The sequence below is a fragment of the Mesorhizobium sp. WSM4976 genome, assembly GCF_029625685.1.
Classification (GTDB): domain Bacteria; phylum Pseudomonadota; class Alphaproteobacteria; order Rhizobiales; family Rhizobiaceae; genus Mesorhizobium.
In genome coordinates, this window is sequence record NZ_JARTVT010000025.1 from 85,509 (window position 1) to 107,314 (window position 21,806).

General features: G+C 63.6%; 30 protein-coding genes. 12 read left to right on the forward strand and 18 right to left on the reverse strand.

Translation table 11 applies throughout. From position 1 onward, the window contains the following. The first annotated feature begins 32 nt into the window (after positions 1–32). Together P9272_RS26995 and arsC are read left to right on the forward strand one after the other, a co-directional pair. Positions 33–731, forward strand: a complete 699-nt coding sequence (locus P9272_RS26995; protein ID WP_278162918.1) for an MIP/aquaporin family protein — start codon at positions 33–35, stop codon at positions 729–731. Further along, positions 728–1,150, forward strand: a complete 423-nt coding sequence (arsC, locus tag P9272_RS27000) for an arsenate reductase (glutaredoxin) (protein ID WP_128260801.1) — start codon at positions 728–730, stop codon at positions 1,148–1,150. The genes P9272_RS26995 and arsC overlap by 4 nt, the downstream gene beginning before the upstream one ends. Positions 1,151–1,198: 48 nt before the next feature. Here the strand turns inward: arsC and P9272_RS27005 are convergent, their stop codons facing one another. Then, positions 1,199–1,717 carry a GNAT family N-acetyltransferase gene (locus P9272_RS27005; RefSeq protein WP_128260802.1) on the reverse strand — a complete coding sequence of 173 codons (519 nt, stop codon included), beginning with the start codon at positions 1,715–1,717 and terminating at the stop codon, positions 1,199–1,201. A gap of 46 nt (positions 1,718–1,763) precedes the next feature. Between P9272_RS27005 and P9272_RS27010 the strand changes: the two genes are divergently transcribed. Continuing rightward, positions 1,764–2,957, forward strand: a complete 1,194-nt coding sequence (locus P9272_RS27010; RefSeq protein WP_278162921.1) for an MFS transporter — start codon at positions 1,764–1,766, stop codon at positions 2,955–2,957. Between the two features lie 167 nt (positions 2,958–3,124). After that, positions 3,125–3,346, forward strand: a complete 222-nt coding sequence (locus tag P9272_RS27015; protein ID WP_128260804.1) for a hypothetical protein — start codon at positions 3,125–3,127, stop codon at positions 3,344–3,346. 157 nt (positions 3,347–3,503) lie between these two features. Here P9272_RS27015 and P9272_RS27020 read toward each other — a convergent pair whose 3' ends face one another. Then, positions 3,504–4,229 (reverse strand): outer membrane beta-barrel protein, encoded by a 726-nt coding sequence (locus P9272_RS27020; protein WP_128260805.1) that lies wholly within the window; start codon positions 4,227–4,229, stop codon positions 3,504–3,506. Between the two features lie 403 nt (positions 4,230–4,632). Here P9272_RS27020 and P9272_RS27025 point away from each other — a divergent pair, with 403 nt between their 5' ends. Next, on the forward strand, positions 4,633–5,598 hold the full coding sequence (locus P9272_RS27025; RefSeq protein ID WP_278162924.1) for an AraC family transcriptional regulator: 966 nt from the start codon (positions 4,633–4,635) through the stop codon (positions 5,596–5,598). A gap of 215 nt (positions 5,599–5,813) precedes the next feature. On the opposite strand, the gene P9272_RS27030 is transcribed toward P9272_RS27025, so the two are convergent. The 10 genes from P9272_RS27030 to P9272_RS27075 all read right to left on the reverse strand — a co-directional run bounded on the left by P9272_RS27030 (position 5,814) and on the right by P9272_RS27075 (position 14,917). Next, complete coding sequence (locus P9272_RS27030; RefSeq protein ID WP_278162926.1) at positions 5,814–6,098, reverse strand: PRC-barrel domain containing protein; 285 nt, start codon at positions 6,096–6,098, stop codon at positions 5,814–5,816. A gap of 223 nt (positions 6,099–6,321) precedes the next feature. Next, on the reverse strand, positions 6,322–6,645 hold the full coding sequence (locus P9272_RS27035) for a DUF2934 domain-containing protein (protein ID WP_278162928.1): 324 nt from the start codon (positions 6,643–6,645) through the stop codon (positions 6,322–6,324). 69 nt (positions 6,646–6,714) lie between these two features. Beyond that, a complete protein-coding gene (locus P9272_RS27040) occupies positions 6,715–7,824 on the reverse strand; it encodes a mandelate racemase/muconate lactonizing enzyme family protein (protein ID WP_278162930.1) in 1,110 nt (369 codons plus the stop codon). 52 nt (positions 7,825–7,876) lie between these two features. Continuing rightward, a complete protein-coding gene (locus P9272_RS27045; protein WP_278162932.1) occupies positions 7,877–10,315 on the reverse strand; it encodes an FAD-dependent oxidoreductase in 2,439 nt (812 codons plus the stop codon). Between the two features lie 146 nt (positions 10,316–10,461). Next, positions 10,462–11,544 (reverse strand): L,D-transpeptidase, encoded by a 1,083-nt coding sequence (locus P9272_RS27050; RefSeq protein ID WP_278162933.1) that lies wholly within the window; start codon positions 11,542–11,544, stop codon positions 10,462–10,464. A 179-nt stretch (positions 11,545–11,723) separates the two neighbouring features. Then, positions 11,724–12,008 (reverse strand): DUF982 domain-containing protein, encoded by a 285-nt coding sequence (locus P9272_RS27055; RefSeq protein ID WP_278162935.1) that lies wholly within the window; start codon positions 12,006–12,008, stop codon positions 11,724–11,726. A 26-nt stretch (positions 12,009–12,034) separates the two neighbouring features. Continuing rightward, on the reverse strand, positions 12,035–12,337 hold the full coding sequence (locus P9272_RS27060) for a DUF982 domain-containing protein (RefSeq protein WP_128260828.1): 303 nt from the start codon (positions 12,335–12,337) through the stop codon (positions 12,035–12,037). Positions 12,338–12,534: 197 nt separating this feature from the next. Beyond that, positions 12,535–12,762, reverse strand: coding sequence for a hypothetical protein (locus P9272_RS27065; protein ID WP_128260812.1), 228 nt, complete (start codon positions 12,760–12,762; stop codon positions 12,535–12,537). 436 nt (positions 12,763–13,198) lie between these two features. Further along, entirely contained in the window at positions 13,199–13,402 is a 204-nt protein-coding gene (locus P9272_RS27070; protein ID WP_278162937.1) for a hypothetical protein, read from the reverse strand. 174 nt (positions 13,403–13,576) lie between these two features. Next, on the reverse strand, positions 13,577–14,917 hold the full coding sequence (locus P9272_RS27075; protein ID WP_128260813.1) for a phospholipase D-like domain-containing protein: 1,341 nt from the start codon (positions 14,915–14,917) through the stop codon (positions 13,577–13,579). A gap of 189 nt (positions 14,918–15,106) precedes the next feature. Between P9272_RS27075 and P9272_RS27080 the strand changes: the two genes are divergently transcribed. After that, positions 15,107–15,460: a hypothetical protein gene (locus P9272_RS27080; RefSeq protein WP_278162939.1), complete on the forward strand. Its 354-nt coding sequence runs from the start codon at positions 15,107–15,109 to the stop codon at positions 15,458–15,460. A gap of 138 nt (positions 15,461–15,598) precedes the next feature. On the opposite strand, the gene P9272_RS27085 is transcribed toward P9272_RS27080, so the two are convergent. Both P9272_RS27085 and P9272_RS27090 read right to left on the reverse strand, forming a co-directional pair. Further along, on the reverse strand, positions 15,599–15,799 hold the full coding sequence (locus tag P9272_RS27085; RefSeq protein WP_278162940.1) for a hypothetical protein: 201 nt from the start codon (positions 15,797–15,799) through the stop codon (positions 15,599–15,601). A 62-nt stretch (positions 15,800–15,861) separates the two neighbouring features. Then, complete coding sequence (locus P9272_RS27090) at positions 15,862–16,749, reverse strand: transcriptional regulator GcvA (protein WP_278162941.1); 888 nt, start codon at positions 16,747–16,749, stop codon at positions 15,862–15,864. A gap of 124 nt (positions 16,750–16,873) precedes the next feature. On the opposite strand from P9272_RS27090, the gene P9272_RS27095 reads away from it, so the two are divergent. From P9272_RS27095 to P9272_RS27105, 3 genes are all read left to right on the forward strand, one after another. After that, on the forward strand, positions 16,874–17,335 hold the full coding sequence (locus P9272_RS27095) for a VOC family protein (protein ID WP_128260816.1): 462 nt from the start codon (positions 16,874–16,876) through the stop codon (positions 17,333–17,335). 33 nt (positions 17,336–17,368) lie between these two features. Next, a complete protein-coding gene (locus P9272_RS27100; RefSeq protein ID WP_128260817.1) occupies positions 17,369–18,097 on the forward strand; it encodes an SDR family oxidoreductase in 729 nt (242 codons plus the stop codon). Between the two features lie 126 nt (positions 18,098–18,223). After that, on the forward strand, positions 18,224–18,589 hold the full coding sequence (locus tag P9272_RS27105) for a hypothetical protein (RefSeq protein WP_278162943.1): 366 nt from the start codon (positions 18,224–18,226) through the stop codon (positions 18,587–18,589). A 73-nt stretch (positions 18,590–18,662) separates the two neighbouring features. Here the strand turns inward: P9272_RS27105 and P9272_RS27110 are convergent, their stop codons facing one another. Continuing rightward, positions 18,663–18,821: a hypothetical protein gene (locus tag P9272_RS27110; RefSeq protein ID WP_278162945.1), complete on the reverse strand. Its 159-nt coding sequence runs from the start codon at positions 18,819–18,821 to the stop codon at positions 18,663–18,665. A gap of 80 nt (positions 18,822–18,901) precedes the next feature. On the opposite strand from P9272_RS27110, the gene P9272_RS27115 reads away from it, so the two are divergent. Further along, positions 18,902–19,438: a cupin gene (locus tag P9272_RS27115; protein ID WP_278162946.1), complete on the forward strand. Its 537-nt coding sequence runs from the start codon at positions 18,902–18,904 to the stop codon at positions 19,436–19,438. Between the two features lie 20 nt (positions 19,439–19,458). On the opposite strand, the gene P9272_RS27120 is transcribed toward P9272_RS27115, so the two are convergent. After that, positions 19,459–19,818 carry a hypothetical protein gene (locus P9272_RS27120; protein ID WP_278162947.1) on the reverse strand — a complete coding sequence of 120 codons (360 nt, stop codon included), beginning with the start codon at positions 19,816–19,818 and terminating at the stop codon, positions 19,459–19,461. A gap of 193 nt (positions 19,819–20,011) precedes the next feature. Here P9272_RS27120 and P9272_RS27125 point away from each other — a divergent pair, with 193 nt between their 5' ends. Together P9272_RS27125 and P9272_RS27130 are read left to right on the forward strand one after the other, a co-directional pair. Then, entirely contained in the window at positions 20,012–20,326 is a 315-nt protein-coding gene (locus P9272_RS27125) for an EthD family reductase (RefSeq protein WP_278162949.1), read from the forward strand. Positions 20,327–20,438: 112 nt separating this feature from the next. After that, complete coding sequence (locus tag P9272_RS27130) at positions 20,439–20,741, forward strand: DUF982 domain-containing protein (RefSeq protein WP_128260822.1); 303 nt, start codon at positions 20,439–20,441, stop codon at positions 20,739–20,741. Positions 20,742–20,855: 114 nt separating this feature from the next. Here P9272_RS27130 and P9272_RS27135 read toward each other — a convergent pair whose 3' ends face one another. Beyond that, positions 20,856–21,152, reverse strand: a complete 297-nt coding sequence (locus tag P9272_RS27135; RefSeq protein WP_278162950.1) for a DUF2934 domain-containing protein — start codon at positions 21,150–21,152, stop codon at positions 20,856–20,858. An 86-nt stretch (positions 21,153–21,238) separates the two neighbouring features. Then, on the reverse strand, positions 21,239–21,796 hold the full coding sequence (locus P9272_RS27140) for a DNA-3-methyladenine glycosylase (protein ID WP_278162951.1): 558 nt from the start codon (positions 21,794–21,796) through the stop codon (positions 21,239–21,241). Between the last annotated feature and the right edge of the window lie 10 nt (positions 21,797–21,806).

Below are 21,806 nucleotides of genomic sequence, written 5' to 3' on the forward strand. Positions count from 1 at the left end.
GCCGTGCGCCTCGCCCGCCCCGGGGCCAGCCGATGACCGGCTTCGACCCGTCGCGGCGCTTCGCCGCCGAAGCCCTGGGCACCGCTCTGCTGGTGGCGACGGTCGTCGGCTCCGGCATCATGGCCGAGACGCTGACGCATGACACCGCGCTGGCGCTGCTGGGCAACACGCTCGCGACCGGCGCCATGCTGGTGGTGTTGATCACCATCCTCGGGCCGATCTCCGGCGCGCATTTCAATCCAGCCGTTTCACTGGTGTGCTGCCTCAACCGGTCGCTGCCTGCCCGCGATCTCCCGCCCTATCTCGTCGCGCAGTTTATCGGCGGCATCGCCGGCGCGGCCGCGGCGCATCTCATGTTCGCCCTGCCGGTTCTGGAGATCGCGACGAAGCCGCGGACCGGGCCGGCGCAATGGTTCTCCGAAGGCGTCGCGGCATTCGGCCTTGTCGCCGTCATTCTCGCCGGCATTCGCTTCGAACGGCGGGCCGTGCCGTGGCTGGTCGGGCTCTATATCACGGCGGCCTATTGGTTCACGGCGTCCACGTCCTTTGCCAATCCTGCCGTTGCCGTAGCGCGCTCGCTCACCAACACCTTCTCCGGTATCAGGCCGGTCGACCTGCCGGGCTTCATCATCGCCGAACTGCTCGGCGCCTTGGTCGCTCTTGCGCTCATGGGCTGGCTGCTCAAGCCCGAAACCGTTCAGCAATCCCAGCCACTGAAAGCAGAGCCATGACGGTCACGATCTACCACAATCCCGCTTGCGGGACCTCGCGCAACACGCTCGCCATGATCCGCGCCAGCGGCGAGGAACCGGTGGTGATCGAATATCTGAAGACGCCGCCGAGCCGCGAGCGGCTGCTCGAACTGATCGCAGCGATGGGGATCGCGCCCCGTCAATTGCTGCGGGAGAAGGGAACGCCCTACGCCGAGCTCGGTCTCGCCGATCCGAAATGGAGTGACGACGAGCTGATCGATTTCATGCTCGCCCATCCGATCCTGATCAACAGGCCGATCGTTGAGACGCCGAAAGGGACAAGACTGTGCCGGCCATCGGAAGCGGTGCTGCCGCTGCTCGACAATCCGGTGCGGGAGTTTATCAAGGAGGACGGCGAGCAGGTCGCCTATACGGCCAATTCCGGGAAAAGTGCGTAGCGGCTTTCCGTCCGAATTGCGAAAAAACAAAAGATCCCGGCCTCCCGCTTAGGGCGCCAGATGCTTCATGAAATAGATGGAGGCCCTTGGTTTGCCGAACGGGTCGACGGAATGATGCGGCACGACGCCGACTTGCCGCCAATTCATTCGCCGATAGAGCCGCTCGCTTGCTCCCCCTTCGGCGGTATCGAGAAGGAGAAGGGAGCGTTTTCTCTTCCTTGCCTCGTCTTCCAGGGACGCCATGAGCGCGGAACCGATGCCTTGCCGCTGGAAATCTCGATGCACGAGCAGCATGTAAACCTCCGCCCGGTGCAGCGCATTTGGTTCCGGCGACAGATAGAGCTGGACGGTGCCGACGAGATTGTCCTCGACATAGGCGCAGATGAGAAGACGTTCCCCGTCCGTCAGCGAGGGGAGGATGCCTTGCCAATAGGACCGGGCCTGTTCGGCGTCGAACGGCAGGACGAAGCCGACGAGTGCCCCATCCTCGATGCTCTGCATCAAGAGCCCGGCGAGGGCGTCGAGCTGCGCCGTTGCTTCGGCCTGGTCGATTACCGCGATACGCATTTGCTCCCCTTTCAAGGCTCGATTGATAATGGGCTTTGAGCAATCCGTGAAGGCCGAAGCCCCTGCGCCCGTCCAGCGCAACCGTCATGTTGTCGTCACGGCCCTCGGAATCACGCAGATCCTCGCCTGGGGATCATCCTACTATCTGCCAGCGGTCCTTGCCGCGCCGATTGCAAAGGATACCGGCTGGTCGGTCGCCTCGGTCGTTGCCGGGTTGTCCTGCGGGCTGCTGCTTGCCGGGCTTGTATCCCCCGTCACCGGCCAACTGATCCAGCGCCACGGCGGCCGTCCGGTGCTCGCCGCCGGCTCGCTGCTGGTGGCGGCCGCGCATTCGTTGCTGGCGACGGCAACCGCCTATCCGCTTTACCTGGTTGCCTGGCTGCTGATGGGCCTTGGCATGTCGAGCAGTCTCTACGACGCTGGCTTCGCTACGCTAGGGCGGCTCTACGGAGGAAGCGCGCGCGGCGCCATCACCAACCTGACGCTCTTCGGCGGCTTCGCGAGCACCGTCTGCTGGCCGCTCAGCGTCTTCCTGGTCGAGCATGGCGGATGGCGCGTCGCCTGCCTTTCCTATGCCGCGATCCATCTGGCGATCTGCTTGCCGCTCCACCTTTGGGTGATTCCGCCGCCTCCGCCCGCGGCGCCAATGCCGGTGAGAGACAGGTCGAAGGAGGCGTCGGCCACGGGCAGGACGCGAACGCGCTTCATTCTGCTGGCATCGATTCAGACCTTGGCCGCGATGATCGCATCCACGCTCTCCGTTCACCTGTTGACGCTGCTGCAATTGCGCGGCATCGGACTGGCGGCCGCAGTCGGCCTCGGCGCCCTGGTCGGCCCTTCACAGGTGGGCGCGCGGGTAGCCGAGCTGCTGATCGGCCGCAACCGGCATCATCCGATCTGGACGATGCTGGCATCCGTATCACTGCTCGCGGCCGGAATCTGGCTGCTCCTGACGAGCCAGACCTTCATTGCCCTCGCTTTGATCCTTTACGGTGCCGGCAACGGCATCCATACGATCGCGCGCGGCGCGCTGCCGCTGGTGCTGTTCAATCCGCAGCAATACGCAACCCTGATGGGCAAGCTCGCGACGCCCAGCCTCATCATCCAGGCGGCGGCTCCTTCCATTGGAGCGCTGCTTCTTGGCGTGGGCGGCGGCAATCTCGTCCTGATCGCTCTCGCGGCTGCCGCCACGCTCAATGTCGGCCTCTGCGCCAGCCTTGTTGCAGTGGTGCGCCGATAGCTTCGTCTCGCGCCGCAAACGCACGGCCAAACTTTACATTTTTGTAAATTGCCCCAGGCGGTAAATTCGCGATACCGCTGGCCGCCGGCTCGGCCCGCTCCTCCTATTGGGGCATCGGCGCTTCAGGGATGGGCAGGCCGGGCCATCCACAATTTTGGGAGAACGCCATGATACGTAAGGTTCTGGTTGCAGCTTCGGTTGTCGCGCTTGTCAGCATGCCGGCATTTGCCGCCACGCAATATTGGGTGGCAAAGGACGCAACGACCAAGAAATGTTCGGTGGTTTCCACGAAACCCGACGGCAAGAAACTGACCGACGCGGGGACAAAGGCCTACACGTCACAGGCCAATGCCGAAAAGGCGCTGAAGCTGCTGAAAGACTGCAAGTAGGCTTCCTGCGCAGGAACTTCCGCCCGCTCCGGCATGCCGGAGCGGGCGTTTTTTTGCCGGGGCGGCCTTCAGCAAGAAATCATCGACGTGCGGCCAGCCGGGATGACATCTTCCAGTCGCTATCTATCCACAGCGAAGCCGAGCGTTCGCTACGTGCTTAGAAACGGAAGTTCACAAAGGCCTTCAACGTGTGGAAAGCCACGTCGTCCTTGACCGTCAGCCCCTCGCCATTGTCGAGTATCTGCTTCGATCCAAGGTCCACATAAGCATATTCGGTGCCGAAGGAGAGGTGATTGGTGATGGCGTGCTCGATGCCCGCGCCGACGGTCCAGCCGGCCCGCGTCTGCTTCTCGTTGAAGACGGTCGTGCCGCCGACCGTCAGCGTCTGCTCGGTCTTGCCGAAGGCAAGGCCGCCATGGCCATAGATCAGCGTGCGGTCCCAAGCGTGCCCCAGCCGCGCGCGAACGGTGCCAAGATATTTGAGGTCCACTTCGCCATTGAAGATCTCGGTGCCGTCCACCGAAGCCGTGACCGAAGAGCCGTAGCTGGATGCGGCAATGTCCGCCACGGCGCCGATCACCCAGCGGTCGGCGAACTGCCGGTCATAGCCGGCCTGGATGCCGCCGAGGAAGCCGCTCGCGGAAATCTCGAATGCACCGTTGATCGGCGGCGGGTTGCCATCGGCGAAGATCTGCCGCGAATTGAGGTTCATGTCGCCAACCGCAAACGAACCGAACCCGCCGAAATAGGGCCCCGTCCAGCTGAAGCTCTCCTCCGCCGGCGGCATCGGGGCCGCTTCCGGGGCGAGCGCATCGGCCGCGAAAGCGCTGCCGGCGGCAAGGACGATTGCCATGGCGGCCATGGACGTGGGTATGATCTTCATCGGATACGTTCCTCGTTGGATTGCTAGTTTCGAAATTGCGTCCACATTCCTTCCCGCTCATCCATGAGCGGGTCTCCGGGGCCGTCAGCCAACTTGCGAAGACATGTCCGTTCATCGCGGACGTGAAAATCGAGTGCCGCCCCTTCAACGCACCGCTAGCAGAGAAAATCCGGGTGCGTGTGGCGAAGACGGAAGTCAAAATTGCAATAACGGAACAGTTGTTGCTCCGGAATTTCAGTCTTGCAAAATTGTCACACTTAACTCATTTTCAGAAAGCTGAGAGACCATTTGGGATCAGGCTCGATCCAGAGCGGAAATGAGGATTCTCAGCGTCAGCGGACAGGCAAACGCCAATTGCGGGCAGGCACCGTCCAACTCCAGGCGGTCTTCGACAGGGAGCACGATGGCGAGCGCTGATCGGGTGGCTACATTCTCGGCGGACGACATTCCCGAAGATCATCGGGACGAGTTCATTCGCGATTGCTACGGGCGCATCCAGATGCGGCTGGACATCACGCCGCGTGCCGACGTGCCCCTCAAATTCTCGGCCCGTACCCTGCTCCTGCCGGAGATGAGTCTCACCAAGGGTTCTGTCTCTCCCATGATCTGGGAGCGCAACAGCGAGCTCATGGCCGACGGCAACGACGACATCATCCTGTCCTGGAAAAAGGGCGGTTACCGCCTCACCATGCCCGGGCGTGGCGACTTCAGCACGGATCCCGGCACCGCCGCCATCTTCCCGATGGACCGTCGCTACTCGGTCGTCAGCGAGGATTCGCAATGGACCATGGCGCTTCAGTTCAAGCGCTCGCTGCTGGCCCCGCTGGTGAAGAACCTCGACGACGTGCGTCCCGACACTCTCGGCCGTACGCTTCCAGCCCATCGGCTGCTGTTCGATTACCTCTGGTCGCTCCTGCATATCGAGGAGCCCGAGACGCTCGCACCTCTCGCGTCCCGCCATATCACCGATCTTCTTGCCGTGTCCTTCGGTGGCATGGAGGCCCATACGCATCCCCCTGGCGTCCGCGCCGCGAGGCTTGCAGCCATCAAGCAGCACATCGCCCGCAATCTCACCGATCCCGGGCTCAACGCCGGGCAGATATCGCGCAAATTCGGTATCAGCGAGCGCTATGTCCGCCAGCTCTTTGCCGGGGAGGGCACAAGCTTTTCGGACTATGTCAACGGCGAGCGGCTCGCCTATGTCCATAGCTGCCTCACCGACCGCCGACAGTTGCTGCGGCGCATCGCCGACATTGCCTTTGAGGTCGGCTTCAACGAGCCTTCCACTTTCTATCGGCAGTTCCGGCTGCGCTACGGCATGACGCCGACGGAAGTTCGTGCCTTGACCGAGAAGGGCGATAGCGGCTGAAGAGCCGGGGTTCGCTGCCATCTTCACCCGATGCCGTGCATCGGCTAGTTTGCCCGCAGCCTGATTTCTGCGCAGCTTCTATTTGTCCACCGCCAACGTCTCGTTGAGCACGGCGGCCAGATGCAGGCCGCCGAGCGCGAGCTGCTCGACCGCGCCGCCTCCAAAAAAAGACCCGGCAATTGCCGGGTCGGGTTCGTTTCACGAGCGCTTGCGCTTCAGTCGCGATGTTCCGGCATCGCCTTCAACTGGTCCTTCGTCCAGCTGGTGACGGCATGCACGTCGCCGTCCTCGTCGCGCATGAAGTCGAGCTGGCTGGCGGTGACGGCCACCGGCTTGGCGCCGATGCCGAGAAAGCCGCCGACATCGATGACGACCTGGCTGCCGTGCAGGTGATCGACGGAGCCGATCTTCTCGTCATCAGGCCCATAGATGGTCGCGCCTTCGAGGATGTCGGGCGTGAGCTCGGCATTGGTCAGTCTTGCGTGGCTGGTGTGGTCCATGGCGCATCTCCTGTGATCTTACAGGGGATGAACCTCTGATCGGCCCGAGGGTTCCGGCGATGGAGCGAAAAGCCGACGTCGCTCGGTGAAGCGCTGTCCATCCCGTCACGAGTATGAGGACAAGCGCGACCAGCGCGCCTGAGAGCGCACGCCGGGCGCGGGCGCCGGGGCATGCCTGGGCATGCCCGTGGCTCTCACCGCGGATAGGTTGGTTGCCGGCTCGTCAGCTGCGCCGTTTCGCCTGCAGGCTCCGCGCCGCCTGCTCGATCGCGGCGCGGTCGTTGCCCAGCCGGTCGAGCAGCTCCTGCGCCTCGTCGCCCGAAATGCCGGTGCGCATGGCAAGAGCCTCCACCGTCAGCACATCGGCGCTGTCGATCTCGCGCGTTTCGGGCAGGGCATCGTCCGCCGTCAGCGGCAGGGCGGCTTCGCGGTCGATCTCCATCTCGGCCTGGTGCCAGTGTCGTTCATGATTGCCGAGGATGCCGCCCTCGCGCTGAAAGATCTCATAGGCGCGCTGCCTGATCTTCTCGATCCGATCGTCGTCCATCGCCATTCCTCCTTGTGTGTCACAAGAACGCGGGACAGGGCGGAACGATCCGTATCGTCGGCGACCGGCCTACGGCCCGTAAATCGCGACCGGCTTGCCGAACATGCCGGGCTCGGGTTTCACGCCCAGCCCCGGCCGCTGCGGCACGTCGATATAGCCTTGCTTGATGACGACTGGGTGCTTCTGGTCGAAATGGCCCTCGATGTATTCCTGGGCGATCCAGGCGCCTTCCATGCGGCGCGGCTCGACGGTGGCGGCAAGATGCACGCAGGCCGCCGCGATGATGTCGCCGCCCCAGGCGTCGTCGCAGCTGTGCGGCAGGGAGCGGATGGCGCAAAGGTCTCGCACAGTCGCCATCTTCGTCAACCCACCGAGGCGCGTCACCTTGAAGCCGAAGCCGTCGGCAATCCCCATGGAGATTGCGCGCAGCACCGCATTCTGGTCCTCGGTGCTTTCGTCGAGATAGACGGGATGGGTGAGGCGGCCTTTCAGCGTCGCGATTTCGTCCATCGTGTTGCAGGGCTGCTCGAAGACGAAGGGGATCGCCTGGCAGAGCCGGTCGAGATGGATCGCGGCCGCCACCGTCAAGCCACGGTTGCCGTCGACCGCCAGCCGCGCCTTGTAGCCGACCGCTTCCCAGACCTTGTGGACAACGGCGACGTCTTCCTCGAGATTGCGCCCGCCGATCTTCACCTGCAGGCGCGGATAGCCGCCCTTCACCTTGTCGGCGGCGATCCTCGCCGTCTCCTCCGGCTCCCCGACGATCAGCGAACAATAGGCCGGCACGCGGTCGGTCAGCGCGCCGCCCAAGAGCGTCGAGACGGGCACGCCGAGCTTCTGGCCGATCAGGTCGAGAAACGCCATGTCTAAGGCGGCCTTGGCATAGCCGTGGCCGTTGAGCCGCTCGTCCATCTGCTTGGCGAGCAGCCTGATCGAGGCGATCTCCGAGCCGATCAGCCCCGGTGCGATCTCGGCGATGGCGGCGCGGGCGCCGAGAGCATGATGCGGCTGGTAGACGGGGCCGATCGGGCAGGTCTCGCCCCAGCCTGTGAGCCCGTCATCGGTGATGATCTCGACCAGTGTGGAGTCCAGCGCCTCCACATCGGCGCTGGCCATGCGGTAGACGCCGTTCTTGACCGGCAGCTGTGCCGAATAGACGTTGATCCGCTCGATGTGCATTGGGCTTCCCTCCGAAAGACGCCGGCAACGGGCCCTTTGCAGGCCCCGCCTGTTACATCCGCGCCCTGGCCGAGGTCGGGTCGTAGGGCGAGTCCGGAATCACCTCCGCGACCTTCCATTCGCCGAGGATCGCGACATCGAGCTTCGTGCCGGGCCTGGCAAAACGCCCGGGCAGCAGCGCCAGCGCCACGTCGTGCCCGAGCGCATAGCCATAGCCGCCGGAGGTGATGCGCCCGACCAGCTTGCCGTCGCTGTAGAGCCCCTCATTGGCTAAAGTGCTGGCGCCGTCCGTATCGATCCTGAGCGTCACCGAGCGGCGCTGGTCGTTGCGCTCCTTGTATTCCAGCACCGCGTCACGCCCGACGAAGTCGCCCTTGTCGAGGCGGATGAAGCGCTCCAGTCCGCTCTCCAGTGCGTTGAGCTCGGGGTTCATGTCGCGATACATGGCGCGATAGGATTTCTCGAGCCGGAGCGACTCCAGCGCATGCAGCCCCACCAGCCGCATGCCGTGCTTGTCGCCTTCTCTCAGGATCGCATCGAGCAACTGCCGCTGGTAGGGCAGCGGATGGTAGAGCTCCCAGCCGAGCTCGCCCTCATAGTTGACGCGCAGCAGCCGCACATCGCTGGCCAGGGCCACGCTGCCGGTCCTGACGCCGAACCAGGGAAAGCTCTCGTTGGAAAGATCGATTTCGGTCAGCGGCTGCAGCACGTCTCGCGCCTTCGGGCCGACCACCGTGAAGCAGCCGCGGTCATTGGTGACGTTCCTCAGGCTCACGCCGCCATCGGCAGGGAGCAACCTCGACAAGTCGTCGAAGTTCCAGCGCTCGGCGCGCGGCGTTGAGATCAGGTAGAACAGGTCCTCGCCGAGACGCGCCACCATATACTCCGCCTGCACTCCACCGTTGGCCGTCAGATGATGCGCCAGCGTCACCTTGCCGACTGAGGGCAGCCGATTGGCGATGATCCGGTCCAGCCATGCAGCCGCGCCCTTGCCCGACACCTCGAACTTGGTCATCGGCGTCATCTCGACAAGGCCCACCGCGTTGCGAACCGCCAGCACCTCCTCGCCGACAAGATTGCCCTTGGGTGTCCAGCGCCAGCTGTACTGGTCCTTGGCCTCGACGCCGTCGCGAGCGAACCAGTTGGGCATCTCCCAGCCATTGAGCACGCCCCAGACCGCGCCGAGTTCCGTCAGCCGGTCATAGGAAGGCGCGGTCTTCTGCGGACGCGCGGCCGGCATGTCCTGCCCCGGATACTTCTGCTCCGCATGCGTGCCCCAGGCTTCGCGGACCTTCTCGCGCGTCCATTCCTTGTTGGCGTAGTCGCCGAAGCGGCGCGGGTCGAGATCGGACGTGTCGAGGCTATTGCCGCCCTCGACGATCCGCTCCGACAGGTAATAGCCTATTGTCCCGCCCCACAGGATGCCGCCCGGCACGCCTTCGGCGAGCCACACATTGGGCAGGCCCCAGGCTGGTCCCATCAGCGGCAGCTCGTCCGCCGTCATCTGGAAGGGCCCGCGCACATTGGCCTTGATGCCGACGCGACCGAGCGCCGGAACCAGCCGCAACGCCTGCTCCCAGTTCCACGACACCGCCTCGAAATCCTCTTCCAGCAGGTCGGCGCCGAACCAGCCGGGAACGCCGTCCTCGGCGAAGAGTTTGAGGTGCTCGGTGCGCTCGTAAGGGCCGAACATCAGCCCGTCGCCTTCCTCGCGCAGATAGCCCTCGAAACCCTCGTCGCGCAGGATCGGCATTTCGGGCCGGCCGCCGCGCTTGCGCTCCACCACTTCCGGCACCGCTTCGGTGATCCAGTATTGGTGCAGGATCGGTATCGCCGGGATGTCGAGACCGAGCAGCGCGCCGGTCTGGCGCGCGTAATTGCCGGTGGCGCAAATCACATGCTCGCAGGTGATGTCGCCCTGATTGGTCTGAACCAGCCACTCGCCGCCCGGCGTCCGTCTGAAGCCGGTGACCTCTGTGTTGAGATAGACTTTGGCGCCAAGATCGCGCGCGCCCTTGGCCATGGCATGCGTCACGTCGGCCGGCGCGATATGCCCGTCATCGGGATGGTAGAGCGCGCCCAGCATCTCCTTGTTGTCGAGCAGCGGCCAGAGCTTTCGCGCTTCGTCGGGCGTCAGCAGATGCGCCCGCATGCCCTGCACCTCGGCGACGCTCATATAACTTTTGAATTCATCGAGCCGGTCCCGTGAATTGGCGATGCGCAACTGGCCGCATTTGTGCCAGCCCACCGGCTGTCCGGTCTCGGCCTCCAGCCCCTCATAAATCTCGATTGTCTTGTTGATCATGCGCCCGACATTGATGTTGCGGGCATAGGAGGGGATCAGCCCCGCCGCGTGCCAAGTCGAGCCGGCGGTCAGTTGCGTGCGCTCCAGCAGCGCCACGTCGGTCCAGCCGCGCTTGGCTAGGCCATAGAGGATACCAGCGCCAACGCACCCTCCGCCAACGATCACTACCCGCGCATGTGTCTGCATCAAACCACCAAGTTTTTCGACGAGCCGAGAACAACCGCGATCGAAGCTACAGGGGGTGATCGGCGCTGTAACGTCTTCAAAAATTAGGGGTCATGATAAGCTGGATTTATGCAGTGGTGTGCCGCCCGGGCTGCGGGCGGCGGCAGTCACTGAGCTTGCCCATCCTGCGCCGTCTCGTCGTTGAAGTCGACCTTCGTTCCCGGCTTGACCATGGCGGCGAGGTCTTCGGCATCCCAGTTGGTCATCCGGATGCAGCCATGCGAGAAGGTGGTGCCGATCTTGCCCGGATCGGGTGTGCCGTGAATGCCGTAGCTCTCGATCGAGAGGTCGATCCACACCGATCCGACGGGATTGTTGGGTCCCTTGGCGATGGTGAAGGGATGCTTGGTCTTCACTCCCTTGAAGGCAAATTTCGGATTGTAGTGATAGGTCGGATCGTGCACCACGCGCTTGACCTCGGCCGCGCCGCTCGGCGCCGGTTTTTCCTCGCTGCCGATCGAGGCCGGGTAGACGGCAATCGCCTTGCCGGCTGCATCGAGGGCGCGCACCTGGCGCGATGCCTTGTCCACCTCGACGCTGGCTATCTGTGAAGGCGGATCGCCGCGGCCGACGTCGGGCACGACTAGGTTCGCGGCGGCCTTGTTGAACCCGGCGCGGGGGTTGAGCACCCCCAGCAATTGTTCGCTGATATGGAACTGCTCGGCCAGCTTCTCCCGCGCGTTGCGATAACCGAGGCGTTTGAGATGCGCCATGCTCTCCATGCGGGCCGGGATGCGCCTGGTAAAGGGGCCGCGCACATCCTTCGCGGTGGTCTCATAGGTCGTCATCACCGGACCGGCGAAAGTGGCCGCGAGCTTGTCCCAGGTTTCCCGCGTGAGCTTGCCGTCGGAGGGCAGTCCGTTCGCCGCCTGGAAGGCCGCGACCGCCTTGGTGAAGTTCTGCGATGCGCGGCCGTCGATCAGTCCGGGGGAGAAGCGGGCGCGGTCCAGAAGCACCTGTGCCTTGAGCAGCATGGGGCTGACGCCTTTTGGTTCGCCTTCGCTGAATTGCGCTTGATTGACCGCGTCGGGTTGCAGCCTCGCTGCCTGCGTCATGCCGCACGCGATGCCGAGCGCCACCGCCACGACAACAAGGAACCTGACCATCGACGTCACTCCGGAACCGCGACCAAAGCGCGTCGCGATCCTTCGGATTCGCTCCATGCGCTTTAGGTCTTTGATGTTACGCATGTCCTTCTCCCGAAACCGGGTACCATTTTCGGGAGACATGCTTTAGGACCTGCCTCTATGACGCGGCAGCCCCGATCTGGTTCCTATCAAAGCGCAACGTGAAGATCATCGCGAGTGCTCGCCACCGGCGATCGCGACTGAGAGGCAATGAGGCGGCGCTGGCCGCCGCCTCACTTACGTCAGGCATGTTTTGGGTGAGCACTTCCAAGCATGGGGGGAATGGCTCCATCCTCGATGAGGATGTCCTTCTTGCGCGCAAAGGCGACGAAAACGCCCCTCGCTGTTTCCGCATCGACATCCCCGGCGAGCGCGGCCCTGCAGGCACGGATGGCCGCCTTCTGCTCGGGGCTGTTGCCGCACCAGTCGATGGCGAATTGATAGGCGTCCACGACGGTGTTCAACTGACGCGGAAAGCCCAGCCCTACCCAAACCCGGATTGGTTTTTCGAATGGTTTGGCGAACATCGCAAACTCCTCGATCCGCGACGATGCTAGGCGGTCAGACCGCCGCCCTTGCGGCCTTTGCCGATCATCCAGGGCAGGGTGGTGCTCACGTCTTCATGGATTCTGGCAGACCTCGCGAAACCGCAGAATGCCTCTCTGGCCGCTGTCAGCGGAAAACCGCTGTCGAATGCCCGCTGGCAGGCGCGCAGCGCCGTTTCATAGATCGGCCCGCGCCGGTTCTTCGGCCATTCATAGAGGAATTCCAGCGCGTCCTCGAGGCACGCGATCTCCTGGACGAGGCTGTTTCCGCTCTTGACGAAAACAGGGCTGTCGAACATCCGATCGTTCATAAGATCCTCCAAGTCGAACGAACAATTTGAGTTTGATAGGGCGGGACCGCGGCGGTCCGTGCCCGACTTCGATATGGGTTTACGAGTTTGAACCGTCAAGGACTTGGCGGATGCGCTCATGTCCCATTCCTCAGGCCCGATGTTCGGCGTGTCGAGCAGTCGATCAGCCAGCATTCGGGCCACCGGCAGCGGCCTTCTTACCGACTGGAATTGAGCTTTTTGATACGCCCCTTGTCCAGCCGGAACACGCCGTCGGTGCCGCCTTGCTGCTCGAAGTCGGTTTGAAGCTCGTCCCACGTGCCGAGATACGCACCGCACTCGGCGCAATGGATCGGTGTTGTGGGTTGGGCATCGGCTGGAATGTTCAAACGGATGACGCCGCAAAACGGGCATTCCAATTTGTGGTCCAGATACTGGGTGGTCATGACCGTTCAGCATCGCGCAAACGGCATGCCCGTGCAAGCCAACGGACTTCGACGAGCCGCTGCCTGGTTCGGCACGGTTTTCGAAACCACAAGCCGCGAAGCGCCTTCACTGTCGCGGAGGCCGGTAGGAAATGCGCCGCATTCCGCCGGTCACATACGACCTGAAGCGGACGTCTGAACACGCGCCCTTATGATCCGGGCTTCTCGCAAAAGCGACGGCCGGTCGCGCCCGACAGCCTTTATCAGCCGCCTGGCCTGAGCGTCGGAAATGCCGGTTTTTTGCTTCAGCAGAATGACGAGCTGCTTGTCGTCAATTCGACCATGGGAACTGCCTTCACCAGGTTCAGTCATATCGAGAATCCTCCTTCCAACCGAACTGGGAAAACCGTCGAAAGTTTCATCGCGGCCTCGCTTTGGCTGGCCGCTTCGCTGCGCGTCATCTGCCCAGCGGTCTTCGCGACAGCTCCGCCAGTTCCCGCTCGTCGGTGATCCCCGCCATGTAGTTCGCGATGATGCGCAAGGCTCGTCGCTCGCGCTGCTCCTCGGTTTCATTGACATGGGCGCCGAGTTCAAGGACGCGGCCAAGAAAGTTCACCTCGTCGGGCAGGAATGCGCCTTTCGACAGTCTCGTAATCGGCATGTCTCCTCCTCCGCGCCCCAGCCCAAGGACGCCCGACCGGCGGACATGCTGGTGACACAACCACCGCCGACCGGGCCTGCCAACCCCAACGTTCTGGCACGACCATCCTGGATGTTTGTTGATGATTCCGCCCTAACCCAGGTGAATCGTAGCGCGAAACTCTTCGCGCCGAACCTAGAGCTGCGTGTGCAGCTTGCTCGCAAGCCAATCGGTGACTTTCTCGGTCAGCGGGCGCGCCTGCCATTCCGCCAGGCTGATTTGCCTCGACCGTTTCAGGTCCTCGTTGAACAAGTCGATCTGCGTGTGCGCAAAATCCTTGCCGTAGACATTGAGGCTGGCTTCGTCATTCAGGCGCAAAGAGCGCTCGTCCAGATTGGTGGAACCAAAGCTTGCCCAGACGTCGTCGACAATGAGCAGTTTGGGGTGATACATCGTCGGCTGAAACTCGTAGATGCGCACGCCCGCTTCCAGCAGTTCTCCCCAGAAGTGGCGCGAGCCCTTTCGCACGATGGGCACATCGGTCAGTGAATTGGGCACGATGACGTCGACGGCCACGCCTCTCTTCCTGGCGTCGAGTATCTGCTGCAGCCCAATTTCGTCCGGCACGAAATAGGCCATGCCGATGCGCAGATGATCCTTGGCCGCGGCGATCGCGGCCAGCATCATCAGCTCCATGTTCTCGGAGCCGTTCGGTTGCGATGAAAGGATCAGCTGGGCGCTAAGCGCGCCTGCGGGTTCGGGTGGCGGATAGAATTTCTCTCCTTGCAATGTTTCGCCCGCGGTCTCCAGCCAGTTCTCGGCGAAGGCTGCCTGGAAGGCGCCCACCGAAGGTCCTTCAATCCGATAATGCGTGTCACGCCACTCGTTCGGATTGCGCGCATTGCCCAGCCAGTTGTCCGCGATGCCGACCCCGCCGGTGAACGCCACCCGCCCGTCCACGATGAGCAGCTTGCGGTGCGTCCGATTGTTCACCCGGTCAAGCGTATACCAGTATACGGGGCGGTAGCGCTGGAACCGCACCCCGGCGCCCGTCATGATGTGGATCAGGTTCTCGTCGAAAGGCAGGCTGCCGAGCCAGTCGACCAGCACTCGGACCTCGATGCCTTCGCGGGCTTTCGCGGCCAGCGCCGTGGCGAACTGATAACCGACCGAGCCCGACCAGTAAATGTAGGTTTCCATGTCGACGCTGGATCGGGCCGCGCCAATCGCTTGCAGCATCGCCGGAAAAATCTCGTCGCCGTTGACGAGGGTTTGCACGGCGTTCTGCTCGAACATCTGCCCTTGCGAATAGCTGCTCATGCTTTGCACGAATTGCGGATCCGCGGCGTCGAAACGGTGCGGAACGATCGTGCGGATGACACGCGGCTCCGGGGTGAGGTTTACCGCGGCCAGCGTGGCAATCGCGGCGGCGACGGCCACGGCGACATATTTGAGGATGTCGAGCCAATAGCCGGCCTTGCGCCCGGCAGCGAGTGCTCCGCTGGCCAGCAGCGCTCTAAAGCCCTGAGCCTTCACGTCTTTCGCCTGCGGTCAGTTTCTCCCAACAGCAAGAATGTTCGACCGTGATTCAGGTTCCCGGCCGACATGCGCGAGCCCCGACCGGCGCCTGGTCAGCCGATCCCCGGCTCGCCGCTCACCATCGACCGAGCGCTGCATCCTTTGCGACCAATCGGCGTTGAAGAAGATCATCGAGGATGCTCTTGCATGGATATCAAGCTGGAACAGCCCGTAGCCGAAGCCTCGCCGGAGGCCGACATGCTCGTGAACAAAACCGCCCACTTCGTGGAGGAATGGATCAATGAGCATAAGACCGAACCCCGCGTCTCGATGCCGCCCGAGATAGTCGCCGCTGAACTGGCCGATCAGTGCATCGCCGACGCCGAAAGCCAAGGCATAGGGCCTGACGAGATCAGCGAGGAAGTGGGCGACCTCAAGGAATACATCGCCGAGACCGTGCTGGAGGAGCAGCGCGATGGCGGCGGCGATGATCATGGCTCGATTGCGCCTGCACCGTCCGCCGCTGGAAACGGGGAGACGAATGCCGAAATTCCGTTTTGAGTTCCTCGAATCCGCGGCGTAGCCGCCGATCCACGTCGAGATGGAAAATCTCGAAACGGCGAAAGCCGAGACCAAACGGGCTGCGGCTCGCGTCGATATCCGGGCTATGAACATTTGCTTCAGGTCGGCAGGCGAGCCTTAGTCGTCGCCCTTGTAGGTCTTGGCGGCTTCCTCGATCTTGCGCCAGTCGTTGCCATAGCGGCGTACAAGTTCCCGCGCCTGCGCAGGCGACAGCCCCTGCGTCTCGACGACGTGCTTCACTTCCGTCTCTTCGCCCTTCAGCGGACGCGAGCGCGGCCGCTTGGCGTGTCTGACCGTCGCTGTTCTTTGTCTCGCCATGAATGACCCACTCTCGGATCGGTATCAACCGCGGAGCCGAAGGAAGGTTTCCTGAGGCCACGTCAGCCCGGGCCGATCTCGGAAAACAGCCAGTCCCGAAACGCCTTGACCTTGCGCTGACGGATCGCCTCCGGCGGATAGACCAGATAGAAGCTGGAGACGGCCTTCAGCGCGTGATCGAACGGCCGCACCAGCCGGCCGGTGGCAAGGTCGGCGGAAACCAGCATGGTGCGGCCGAGCACCACGCCTTCACCCTGGACGGCCGATTCCACCGCGAAGGTGGCGGAATCGAAGGTGAGCCCGCTGTTGGGGTCGACGCCTTCGACGCCGGCGCTGGCCAGCCATGCCGCCCAGTCGATGCGGTAGCCGTCGCGGATGAGCGTGTGGTGCTTGAGGTCCTCGGGTTGCCTGAGCGGATGCGGCCCTTCCAACAGCTTCGGGCTGCAGACGGGAAACACTTCCTCGCCGGTGAGGAATTCCGACGTCAGCCCGTGATAGCGGCCGCCGCCATATCGTATGGTGACGTCGATGCCGTCGCCGCGGAAATTGGTTAGCCGGCCGGTGGTCGAGACGCGCACGTCGATATCGCCATGCGCGCGGTGAAAACGGTAGAGCCGCGGTACCAGCCATTTGCCCGCAAACCCGTCCGACGTGCTGACGTTGAGCGTCGAGCCGGAGTGGCGCGAGGTTGCGGTCTGCGTCGCCAGCGCGAGCTGGTCGAGCGTCTCGCGCACCGCGACCGCATAGGGCTCGCCGACCGGAGTGAGCCGCACCGAGCGCGTCGCGCGCTCGAAGAGCTGCACGCCGAGTTGATCCTCCAGATGTTTTATCGCCCGGCTGATCGCGCCATGCGTGAGGTTGAGCTCGTCCGCGGCCCTGGAAAAATTCAAATGCCGTGCGGCGGCCTCGAAGGCCGGCAAGGCGTTGAGTGGCGGCAGTCTGCGGGTCATGGCCAAGACATTTGTGAGTTATGGTAACAAATACTTGCCAAACTTTGGTTTGTCCATCGAGCTTTTTCCAGCCAAAAATCCTCACAGAACTTGTGATCAAAACTCACCAACGTGCGAGGACGCAATGGCCACCGTTCATCCCTTCCTCTGGTTCAACCTCGATGCCGAAGCCGCGCGGGATTTCTATCTCTCGGTCTTCAAGAACAGCCGCGCGCTCGGAGCGATCGAGTTCACCGACAAGCCGCACGCGATCTTCGACTTCGAGCTCGAAGGGCAACGTTTCACGGCGCTCAACGCCGGCGGCGTGCCGCCTTTCAACGAGCGCATCTCGCTCTACATCGAGACCGGGGACCAGGAAGAGACCGACTATTTCTGGAACGCGCTGACCGCCGGCGGCGGCTCCGAACAGCCGTGCGGCTGGCTGAAGGACAAGTTCGGCGTCTACTGGCAGGTCATCCCGGGCGAAGCCTTACGGCTGATGAACGATCCGGACCGCGAAAAGGCCGACCGGGCGCGCCAGGCGATGTATTCGATGAAGAAGATCATCCTCGCGGACATCGCCGCCGCCCACGCCGGCCGCGCCTGATTCCAACCCATTACTGTAAAACGGAGAAAACCCATGACCACTCTCACAGGAAAGAAGATCATCGTCGTCGGCGGCAGCTCCGGCATCGGCTTCGGCGTCGCTGCGGCCGCCCTGGAACACGGCGCGGAAGTCGTGATCGTCGGCCGCTCCGAGGACAAGCTGAAGGCCGCCGAAGAGCGGCTCGGGGCAGGACACGTGACAGGCATTGCCGCCGACATGGCGAAAGAGGCGGACGTGTCCCGCATGTTCGAGCAAGCCGGCGCCTTCGATCATCTGGTGGCGACGGCCGGCACGCCGCCGCCCAATTATCCGATCGGCGAGACCGACATGGATTTCGTGCGCGGCTTCGTCGACGGCAAGCTGATCGGATCGGTGATGCTTGCCAAGCATGCTGTGCGCAAATTGAACAAGGGCGGCTCGATGATCTTCACCTCCGGCATCAACAAGGACCGCCCGCCGGTTCCGGGCGGCGCGGTGGTCGCGGCGGTCGCCGGTTCCTTCAGCTATTTCGCCCGCGCGCTGGCGCTGGAGCTCGCGCCAACCCGCGTCAACATCGTCTCGCCCGGCTGGGTCGACACCGAAATGTGGGACGAGATCGTCGGCGAGGCCAAGACAGGCTATTTCGAGCAGATGGGCGGTCGCATCCCGGCCGGCAGGATCGCCAAGCCCGCCGACATCGCGCCGGCCTATCTCTATCTGATGCGGAACGAGTTCATGACCGGCGAGACCGTCCATATCGACGGCGGGCAGCGGCTGGTCTGATCGGAAAGGCCGGGCCTCTGTCCGAGGATCCGGCTCCGCCATCGACGTCCATCAGTGCCGGCTTCGCCGCCAGACCCTCGCTGAACGTAGCGTTTCCGGCGCAACGCTCATATACATGACGCTCGAATGAGCAGCGCCTCCACCTCGCCGAGGAATGCCATGCGAAGGGTCATCGTCACCGCCATTTGCCTTGCCGCCGCGACAGGCGCCAACGCCCACGACTGGTACCAAAACAGGGTCGATCCGGTAACGAACTTCAAATGTTGCGGCGGCACGGATTGCCGCCCCATACCGGAGTCCGCGGTGCAGTCCAGGGCCGACGGCGGCTACGTCTATCTGCCCGATGGTTTCAACATCCCGCGAGAGCGCGTGCAGGAATCCCCGGACGGCCGATACCATATCTGCGAGAACAGATACGTCATCACCAACCAGCCCTATCTGCGCTGCTTCTTCGCGCCGCGCCTCAAGGTCTCCCGGCTGCTTCCGCGCTGACCGCGGTGGCTGTGCTGCACATGCTCCGGCCTGATCGGTGCCGGACATCAAGCCTGAGCTGCGAGAAAAGAGATCATGCCGCAGGGGCGCTACGCACCTGACGGCAAAGCTTGTAGAGATCTTCTGCAGGCGCGGCTTTGGCCGCCTTGGCGCTACCTGCGGCGACGAACGCAAGGGCGGACAAAAGCGCGAACGCGAGCAAGCCGGTTGTCGAAACGCGAAATGCGGTCATTGTGATCTCCCCGGGTGATTGGAGCAGAACGCGCGGAAAACCGTTAGACCCGATGGTCGAGAGGTTGCAGGAAGGTGAGCATGGCGCAACAGGTCAAAAAGCAGGAGCCTCTTTCCTTTCGCTTCGCCGATGACGGGCTGGTGCCCAATCACCCGCGCTGGCCGATGCTTGTCTATCCGGGCGCGGTGCCACTGCCGGACGATATCGATCCGGGGGCCATCTTCGACGATATTTTCGCCGCCAATGGCTGGGGTGACAGCTGGCGCAACGGCATCTACAACTTCGTCCATTATCATTCGCGCATCCACGAGGTACTGGGCATCGCGCGCGGCGCCGCCGAGGTCCGCTTCGGCGGCGACAAGGGCAAGGTGCTCGAGGTCAAGGCGGGCGACGTGGCGGTCCTGCCGGCCGGCACTGGCCACCAGCGCCTGTCCGGCTCGGCCGATCTCCTGGTAGTCGGCGCCTATCCGCCGTTCGGCACATATGATCTGTGCCGCAGCCCAAAGCAGCATGCCGAGGCGCTGCGCACGATCCCGGAGGTCCGACGACCCGACAAGGATCCGGTCTATGGGAGCGACGGTCCACTGTTGACAGCGTGGAGCAAGTTGGCGGCCTGAACCGCAACGCGGCGGTCCGCTTACGGATAATGCTCCTTCTTCGGCGCATAGATTGCCGGATCAAAATCCAATTCCTTCGGTAGCGGCAGACTTGAGCATTGCAGGTGCGTTTGACGGGCGAGCAGCCGCCGCTGCTGCTTTTCATGCTCCTTCACCGCCGCAACCATCCCCATGCTGTAGGGCCCAAGCAGCACGCCGAATCCCCAGCCGGGATGGTCCTTCTCGCGCTGCGCATAGTCGGCGGCAGCGGCGCGCGCCTGCTGGCATCCCGGCGATGCCCATTTCGGATCCTGCTGCGATAGCGAGGCGCCGTAGTCGGCCGGAGATGACACGCATCCAGCCACACCCGCGCAGAGCGCGGCGATCACCGCATTTCTCATCCTTGAGTCCTCGCTAATTTAGGCGGGAAAGACCACAGAATGCTTCTTCCCACAAGCGAGATGGCGGCAAAAAGGAGAGCCGGACAACTGCTGTCGCCTGCCGTCGAGGCGTTCCAGAAATTTTTTCAACACCTCGTTCCGTTTCCACCCGCCGCTTCGTCCTTGGTCGTCCGCAACGAAAAGGAGAGCCGCAATGGCTGGAATGGTCGTCATCTACAAGCAGCCGGCCGACGCGGAAGCGTTCGACAGGCACTATTTCGAAACGCATATACCGCTGGCCAAGAAGATCCCGGGCCTGAGGAAATACGAAGTAAGCCGGGGGCCGATCACCGTGCTGGCCGGACCGCAGGATGTTTACCTGGTCGGGACACTGCATTTCGACGATATCGAGGGGATGAAGAAGGGCTTCGCCAGCCCCGAGGGAAAAGCGGCCGGCGCGGACCGCCGGCTCTACGCGCCGGATGAGTCGGGCGTTCAGATCTTCATTTTCGACAGCATGGAGGTCTGAGCGGAAGGGCGGGGGCAGGGGCTTCGCGGTCCAAAGCCGGATAATCGTTTGCGGGCTGCAACCCTGCTTGGCGGCGCGCGTTGTGCAAGCACCCCACCACAGGAGTCAGTCCATGCCCGCCATGCGCTTTTCCAGGCCCGTCGCTGTTTTCGTCGGTCTCGGCTTTCCCCACGAGATCGACTCGGTCATCGAGGCTTACCAGTTTCTCGACGAATGGACGGGCAGCCGCAGTCCCAGCCACGCCGCGACATTGGCCTTATGTCAGGCCGCTCTCGGCGGCGAATGCGAGGCCGACGCCGTTCGCGTCGCTTTCGAGGCCTTCGCCGCTGCGCGCGGCATTCTGGCGCCCGACGCATTCGAGCTTGCCGCGGCGCGGGCCGCCGAGGAGTGGATGATGCCTTCGCAGCCCAACTGAGCAGAGCGTCGCGGCGGCTCACCGGTCGCGACGCTCGACGATCGACGTGCCCAGCATTCCCGGCGGTGGCGCAGCTTCCTCCAGCGCGCGACCGACATCGATGACGATGACGGCTCAGCCTTTGCGGCGGCTGCGTTTCGTCCGTGCCGGATCGTCCGCGGGCCCCTCAGGCCGGTTGCTCGTTGCTTTGCGCGCCAGCGCCTCGGCTGCCAAGGGATGCGGTTGGCCGACCGGGATCGTCACCGCTCCGGGCATCGCGGCGCCCGGCTGTTCCCCCAAGCCTTTGTCCTCGCGTTCGATCTCCTCGCGCGCTTGACGCCAGTGCTCCTCGTGCTGGCCGTGGCCTTCGCCGCTGTGCTTCCAGATCTCGTAAGCGCGGCGCTGGATGCGTTCGTATTTGTCGGTCGCCATTATCTGCTCCTCGATCACTGACCTCAACGCGGGCCGACTGCGATTGATCCACCGAGGCGGAAGAGGACAAACAGGGACAAACAGGATCAGAACCTGCGGCTGAGATAGGCCGACCCGCCAAGCCCGAACCGCCACTCGAATTCCACCGCCTTGGTCAGGCCGATCCGGCGGCCGCTGACGATGGCGGCCGGATCGGTTCGCGATGGCGCGAACTCGAAAGGCGGCGCGGAGAGCGGCAGCCGATTGTGCGAGCCGTCGATGCCGAGCGCCTGGCAGAGCTTGCCGGGACCGGAGCAGAGCAGCCGCTCGTCAGCTACGCCGCGCCGGCTGTGCATCTCGGCGATGCCGGATTGCGGCTGGATCGCGCGGATCAGCACGGCGCTGCCCGGCAGGCACACCGCGTTCAGGCACCAGTGCAGGCCGTAGGAACGGTACACATAGGCCGTGCCGGGCGCGCCATACATCGGCGCGTTGCGCGGCGTGCGCCCGCGATAGGCGTGCGAGGCGGGATCGTCTGGCCGGTAGGCCTCGGTCTCCACGATGATGCCGCCGACACCCGAAAGCGTAAGCGTGGCGCCGATCAGCGCGCGGGCCACCACAAGCGCGTCGCGGGCGAAGAAATCGGCGTCGACCGGATCGACCATCGTCGGCGTT

What these genes read in the sequence shown, in the direction of transcription:
- P9272_RS26995 (WP_278162918.1), top strand. Translation starts at nt 33, where the DNA reads ATGACCGGCTTCGACCCGTCGCGGCGCTTCGCCGCCGAAGCCCTGGGC.
- arsC (WP_128260801.1), top strand. Translation starts at nt 728, where the DNA reads ATGACGGTCACGATCTACCACAATCCCGCTTGCGGGACCTCGCGCAAC.
- P9272_RS27005 (WP_128260802.1), bottom strand. Translation starts at nt 1,717, where the DNA reads ATGCGTATCGCGGTAATCGACCAGGCCGAAGCAACGGCGCAGCTCGAC.
- P9272_RS27015 (WP_128260804.1), top strand. Translation starts at nt 3,125, where the DNA reads ATGATACGTAAGGTTCTGGTTGCAGCTTCGGTTGTCGCGCTTGTCAGC.
- P9272_RS27020 (WP_128260805.1), bottom strand. Translation starts at nt 4,229, where the DNA reads ATGAAGATCATACCCACGTCCATGGCCGCCATGGCAATCGTCCTTGCC.
- P9272_RS27025 (WP_278162924.1), top strand. Translation starts at nt 4,633, where the DNA reads ATGGCGAGCGCTGATCGGGTGGCTACATTCTCGGCGGACGACATTCCC.
- P9272_RS27030 (WP_278162926.1), bottom strand. Translation starts at nt 6,098, where the DNA reads ATGGACCACACCAGCCACGCAAGACTGACCAATGCCGAGCTCACGCCC.
- P9272_RS27035 (WP_278162928.1), bottom strand. Translation starts at nt 6,645, where the DNA reads ATGGACGACGATCGGATCGAGAAGATCAGGCAGCGCGCCTATGAGATC.
- P9272_RS27040 (WP_278162930.1), bottom strand. Translation starts at nt 7,824, where the DNA reads ATGCACATCGAGCGGATCAACGTCTATTCGGCACAGCTGCCGGTCAAG.
- P9272_RS27045 (WP_278162932.1), bottom strand. Translation starts at nt 10,315, where the DNA reads ATGCAGACACATGCGCGGGTAGTGATCGTTGGCGGAGGGTGCGTTGGC.
- P9272_RS27050 (WP_278162933.1), bottom strand. Translation starts at nt 11,544, where the DNA reads ATGCGTAACATCAAAGACCTAAAGCGCATGGAGCGAATCCGAAGGATC.
- P9272_RS27055 (WP_278162935.1), bottom strand. Translation starts at nt 12,008, where the DNA reads ATGTTCGCCAAACCATTCGAAAAACCAATCCGGGTTTGGGTAGGGCTG.
- P9272_RS27060 (WP_128260828.1), bottom strand. Translation starts at nt 12,337, where the DNA reads ATGAACGATCGGATGTTCGACAGCCCTGTTTTCGTCAAGAGCGGAAAC.
- P9272_RS27065 (WP_128260812.1), bottom strand. Translation starts at nt 12,762, where the DNA reads ATGACCACCCAGTATCTGGACCACAAATTGGAATGCCCGTTTTGCGGC.
- P9272_RS27070 (WP_278162937.1), bottom strand. Translation starts at nt 13,402, where the DNA reads ATGCCGATTACGAGACTGTCGAAAGGCGCATTCCTGCCCGACGAGGTG.
- P9272_RS27080 (WP_278162939.1), top strand. Translation starts at nt 15,107, where the DNA reads ATGGATATCAAGCTGGAACAGCCCGTAGCCGAAGCCTCGCCGGAGGCC.
- P9272_RS27085 (WP_278162940.1), bottom strand. Translation starts at nt 15,799, where the DNA reads ATGGCGAGACAAAGAACAGCGACGGTCAGACACGCCAAGCGGCCGCGC.
- P9272_RS27090 (WP_278162941.1), bottom strand. Translation starts at nt 16,749, where the DNA reads ATGACCCGCAGACTGCCGCCACTCAACGCCTTGCCGGCCTTCGAGGCC.
- P9272_RS27095 (WP_128260816.1), top strand. Translation starts at nt 16,874, where the DNA reads ATGGCCACCGTTCATCCCTTCCTCTGGTTCAACCTCGATGCCGAAGCC.
- P9272_RS27100 (WP_128260817.1), top strand. Translation starts at nt 17,369, where the DNA reads ATGACCACTCTCACAGGAAAGAAGATCATCGTCGTCGGCGGCAGCTCC.
- P9272_RS27105 (WP_278162943.1), top strand. Translation starts at nt 18,224, where the DNA reads ATGAGCAGCGCCTCCACCTCGCCGAGGAATGCCATGCGAAGGGTCATC.
- P9272_RS27110 (WP_278162945.1), bottom strand. Translation starts at nt 18,821, where the DNA reads ATGACCGCATTTCGCGTTTCGACAACCGGCTTGCTCGCGTTCGCGCTT.
- P9272_RS27115 (WP_278162946.1), top strand. Translation starts at nt 18,902, where the DNA reads ATGGCGCAACAGGTCAAAAAGCAGGAGCCTCTTTCCTTTCGCTTCGCC.
- P9272_RS27120 (WP_278162947.1), bottom strand. Translation starts at nt 19,818, where the DNA reads ATGAGAAATGCGGTGATCGCCGCGCTCTGCGCGGGTGTGGCTGGATGC.
- P9272_RS27125 (WP_278162949.1), top strand. Translation starts at nt 20,012, where the DNA reads ATGGCTGGAATGGTCGTCATCTACAAGCAGCCGGCCGACGCGGAAGCG.
- P9272_RS27130 (WP_128260822.1), top strand. Translation starts at nt 20,439, where the DNA reads ATGCCCGCCATGCGCTTTTCCAGGCCCGTCGCTGTTTTCGTCGGTCTC.
- P9272_RS27135 (WP_278162950.1), bottom strand. Translation starts at nt 21,152, where the DNA reads ATGGCGACCGACAAATACGAACGCATCCAGCGCCGCGCTTACGAGATC.
- P9272_RS27140 (WP_278162951.1), bottom strand. Translation starts at nt 21,796, where the DNA reads ATGGTCGATCCGGTCGACGCCGATTTCTTCGCCCGCGACGCGCTTGTG.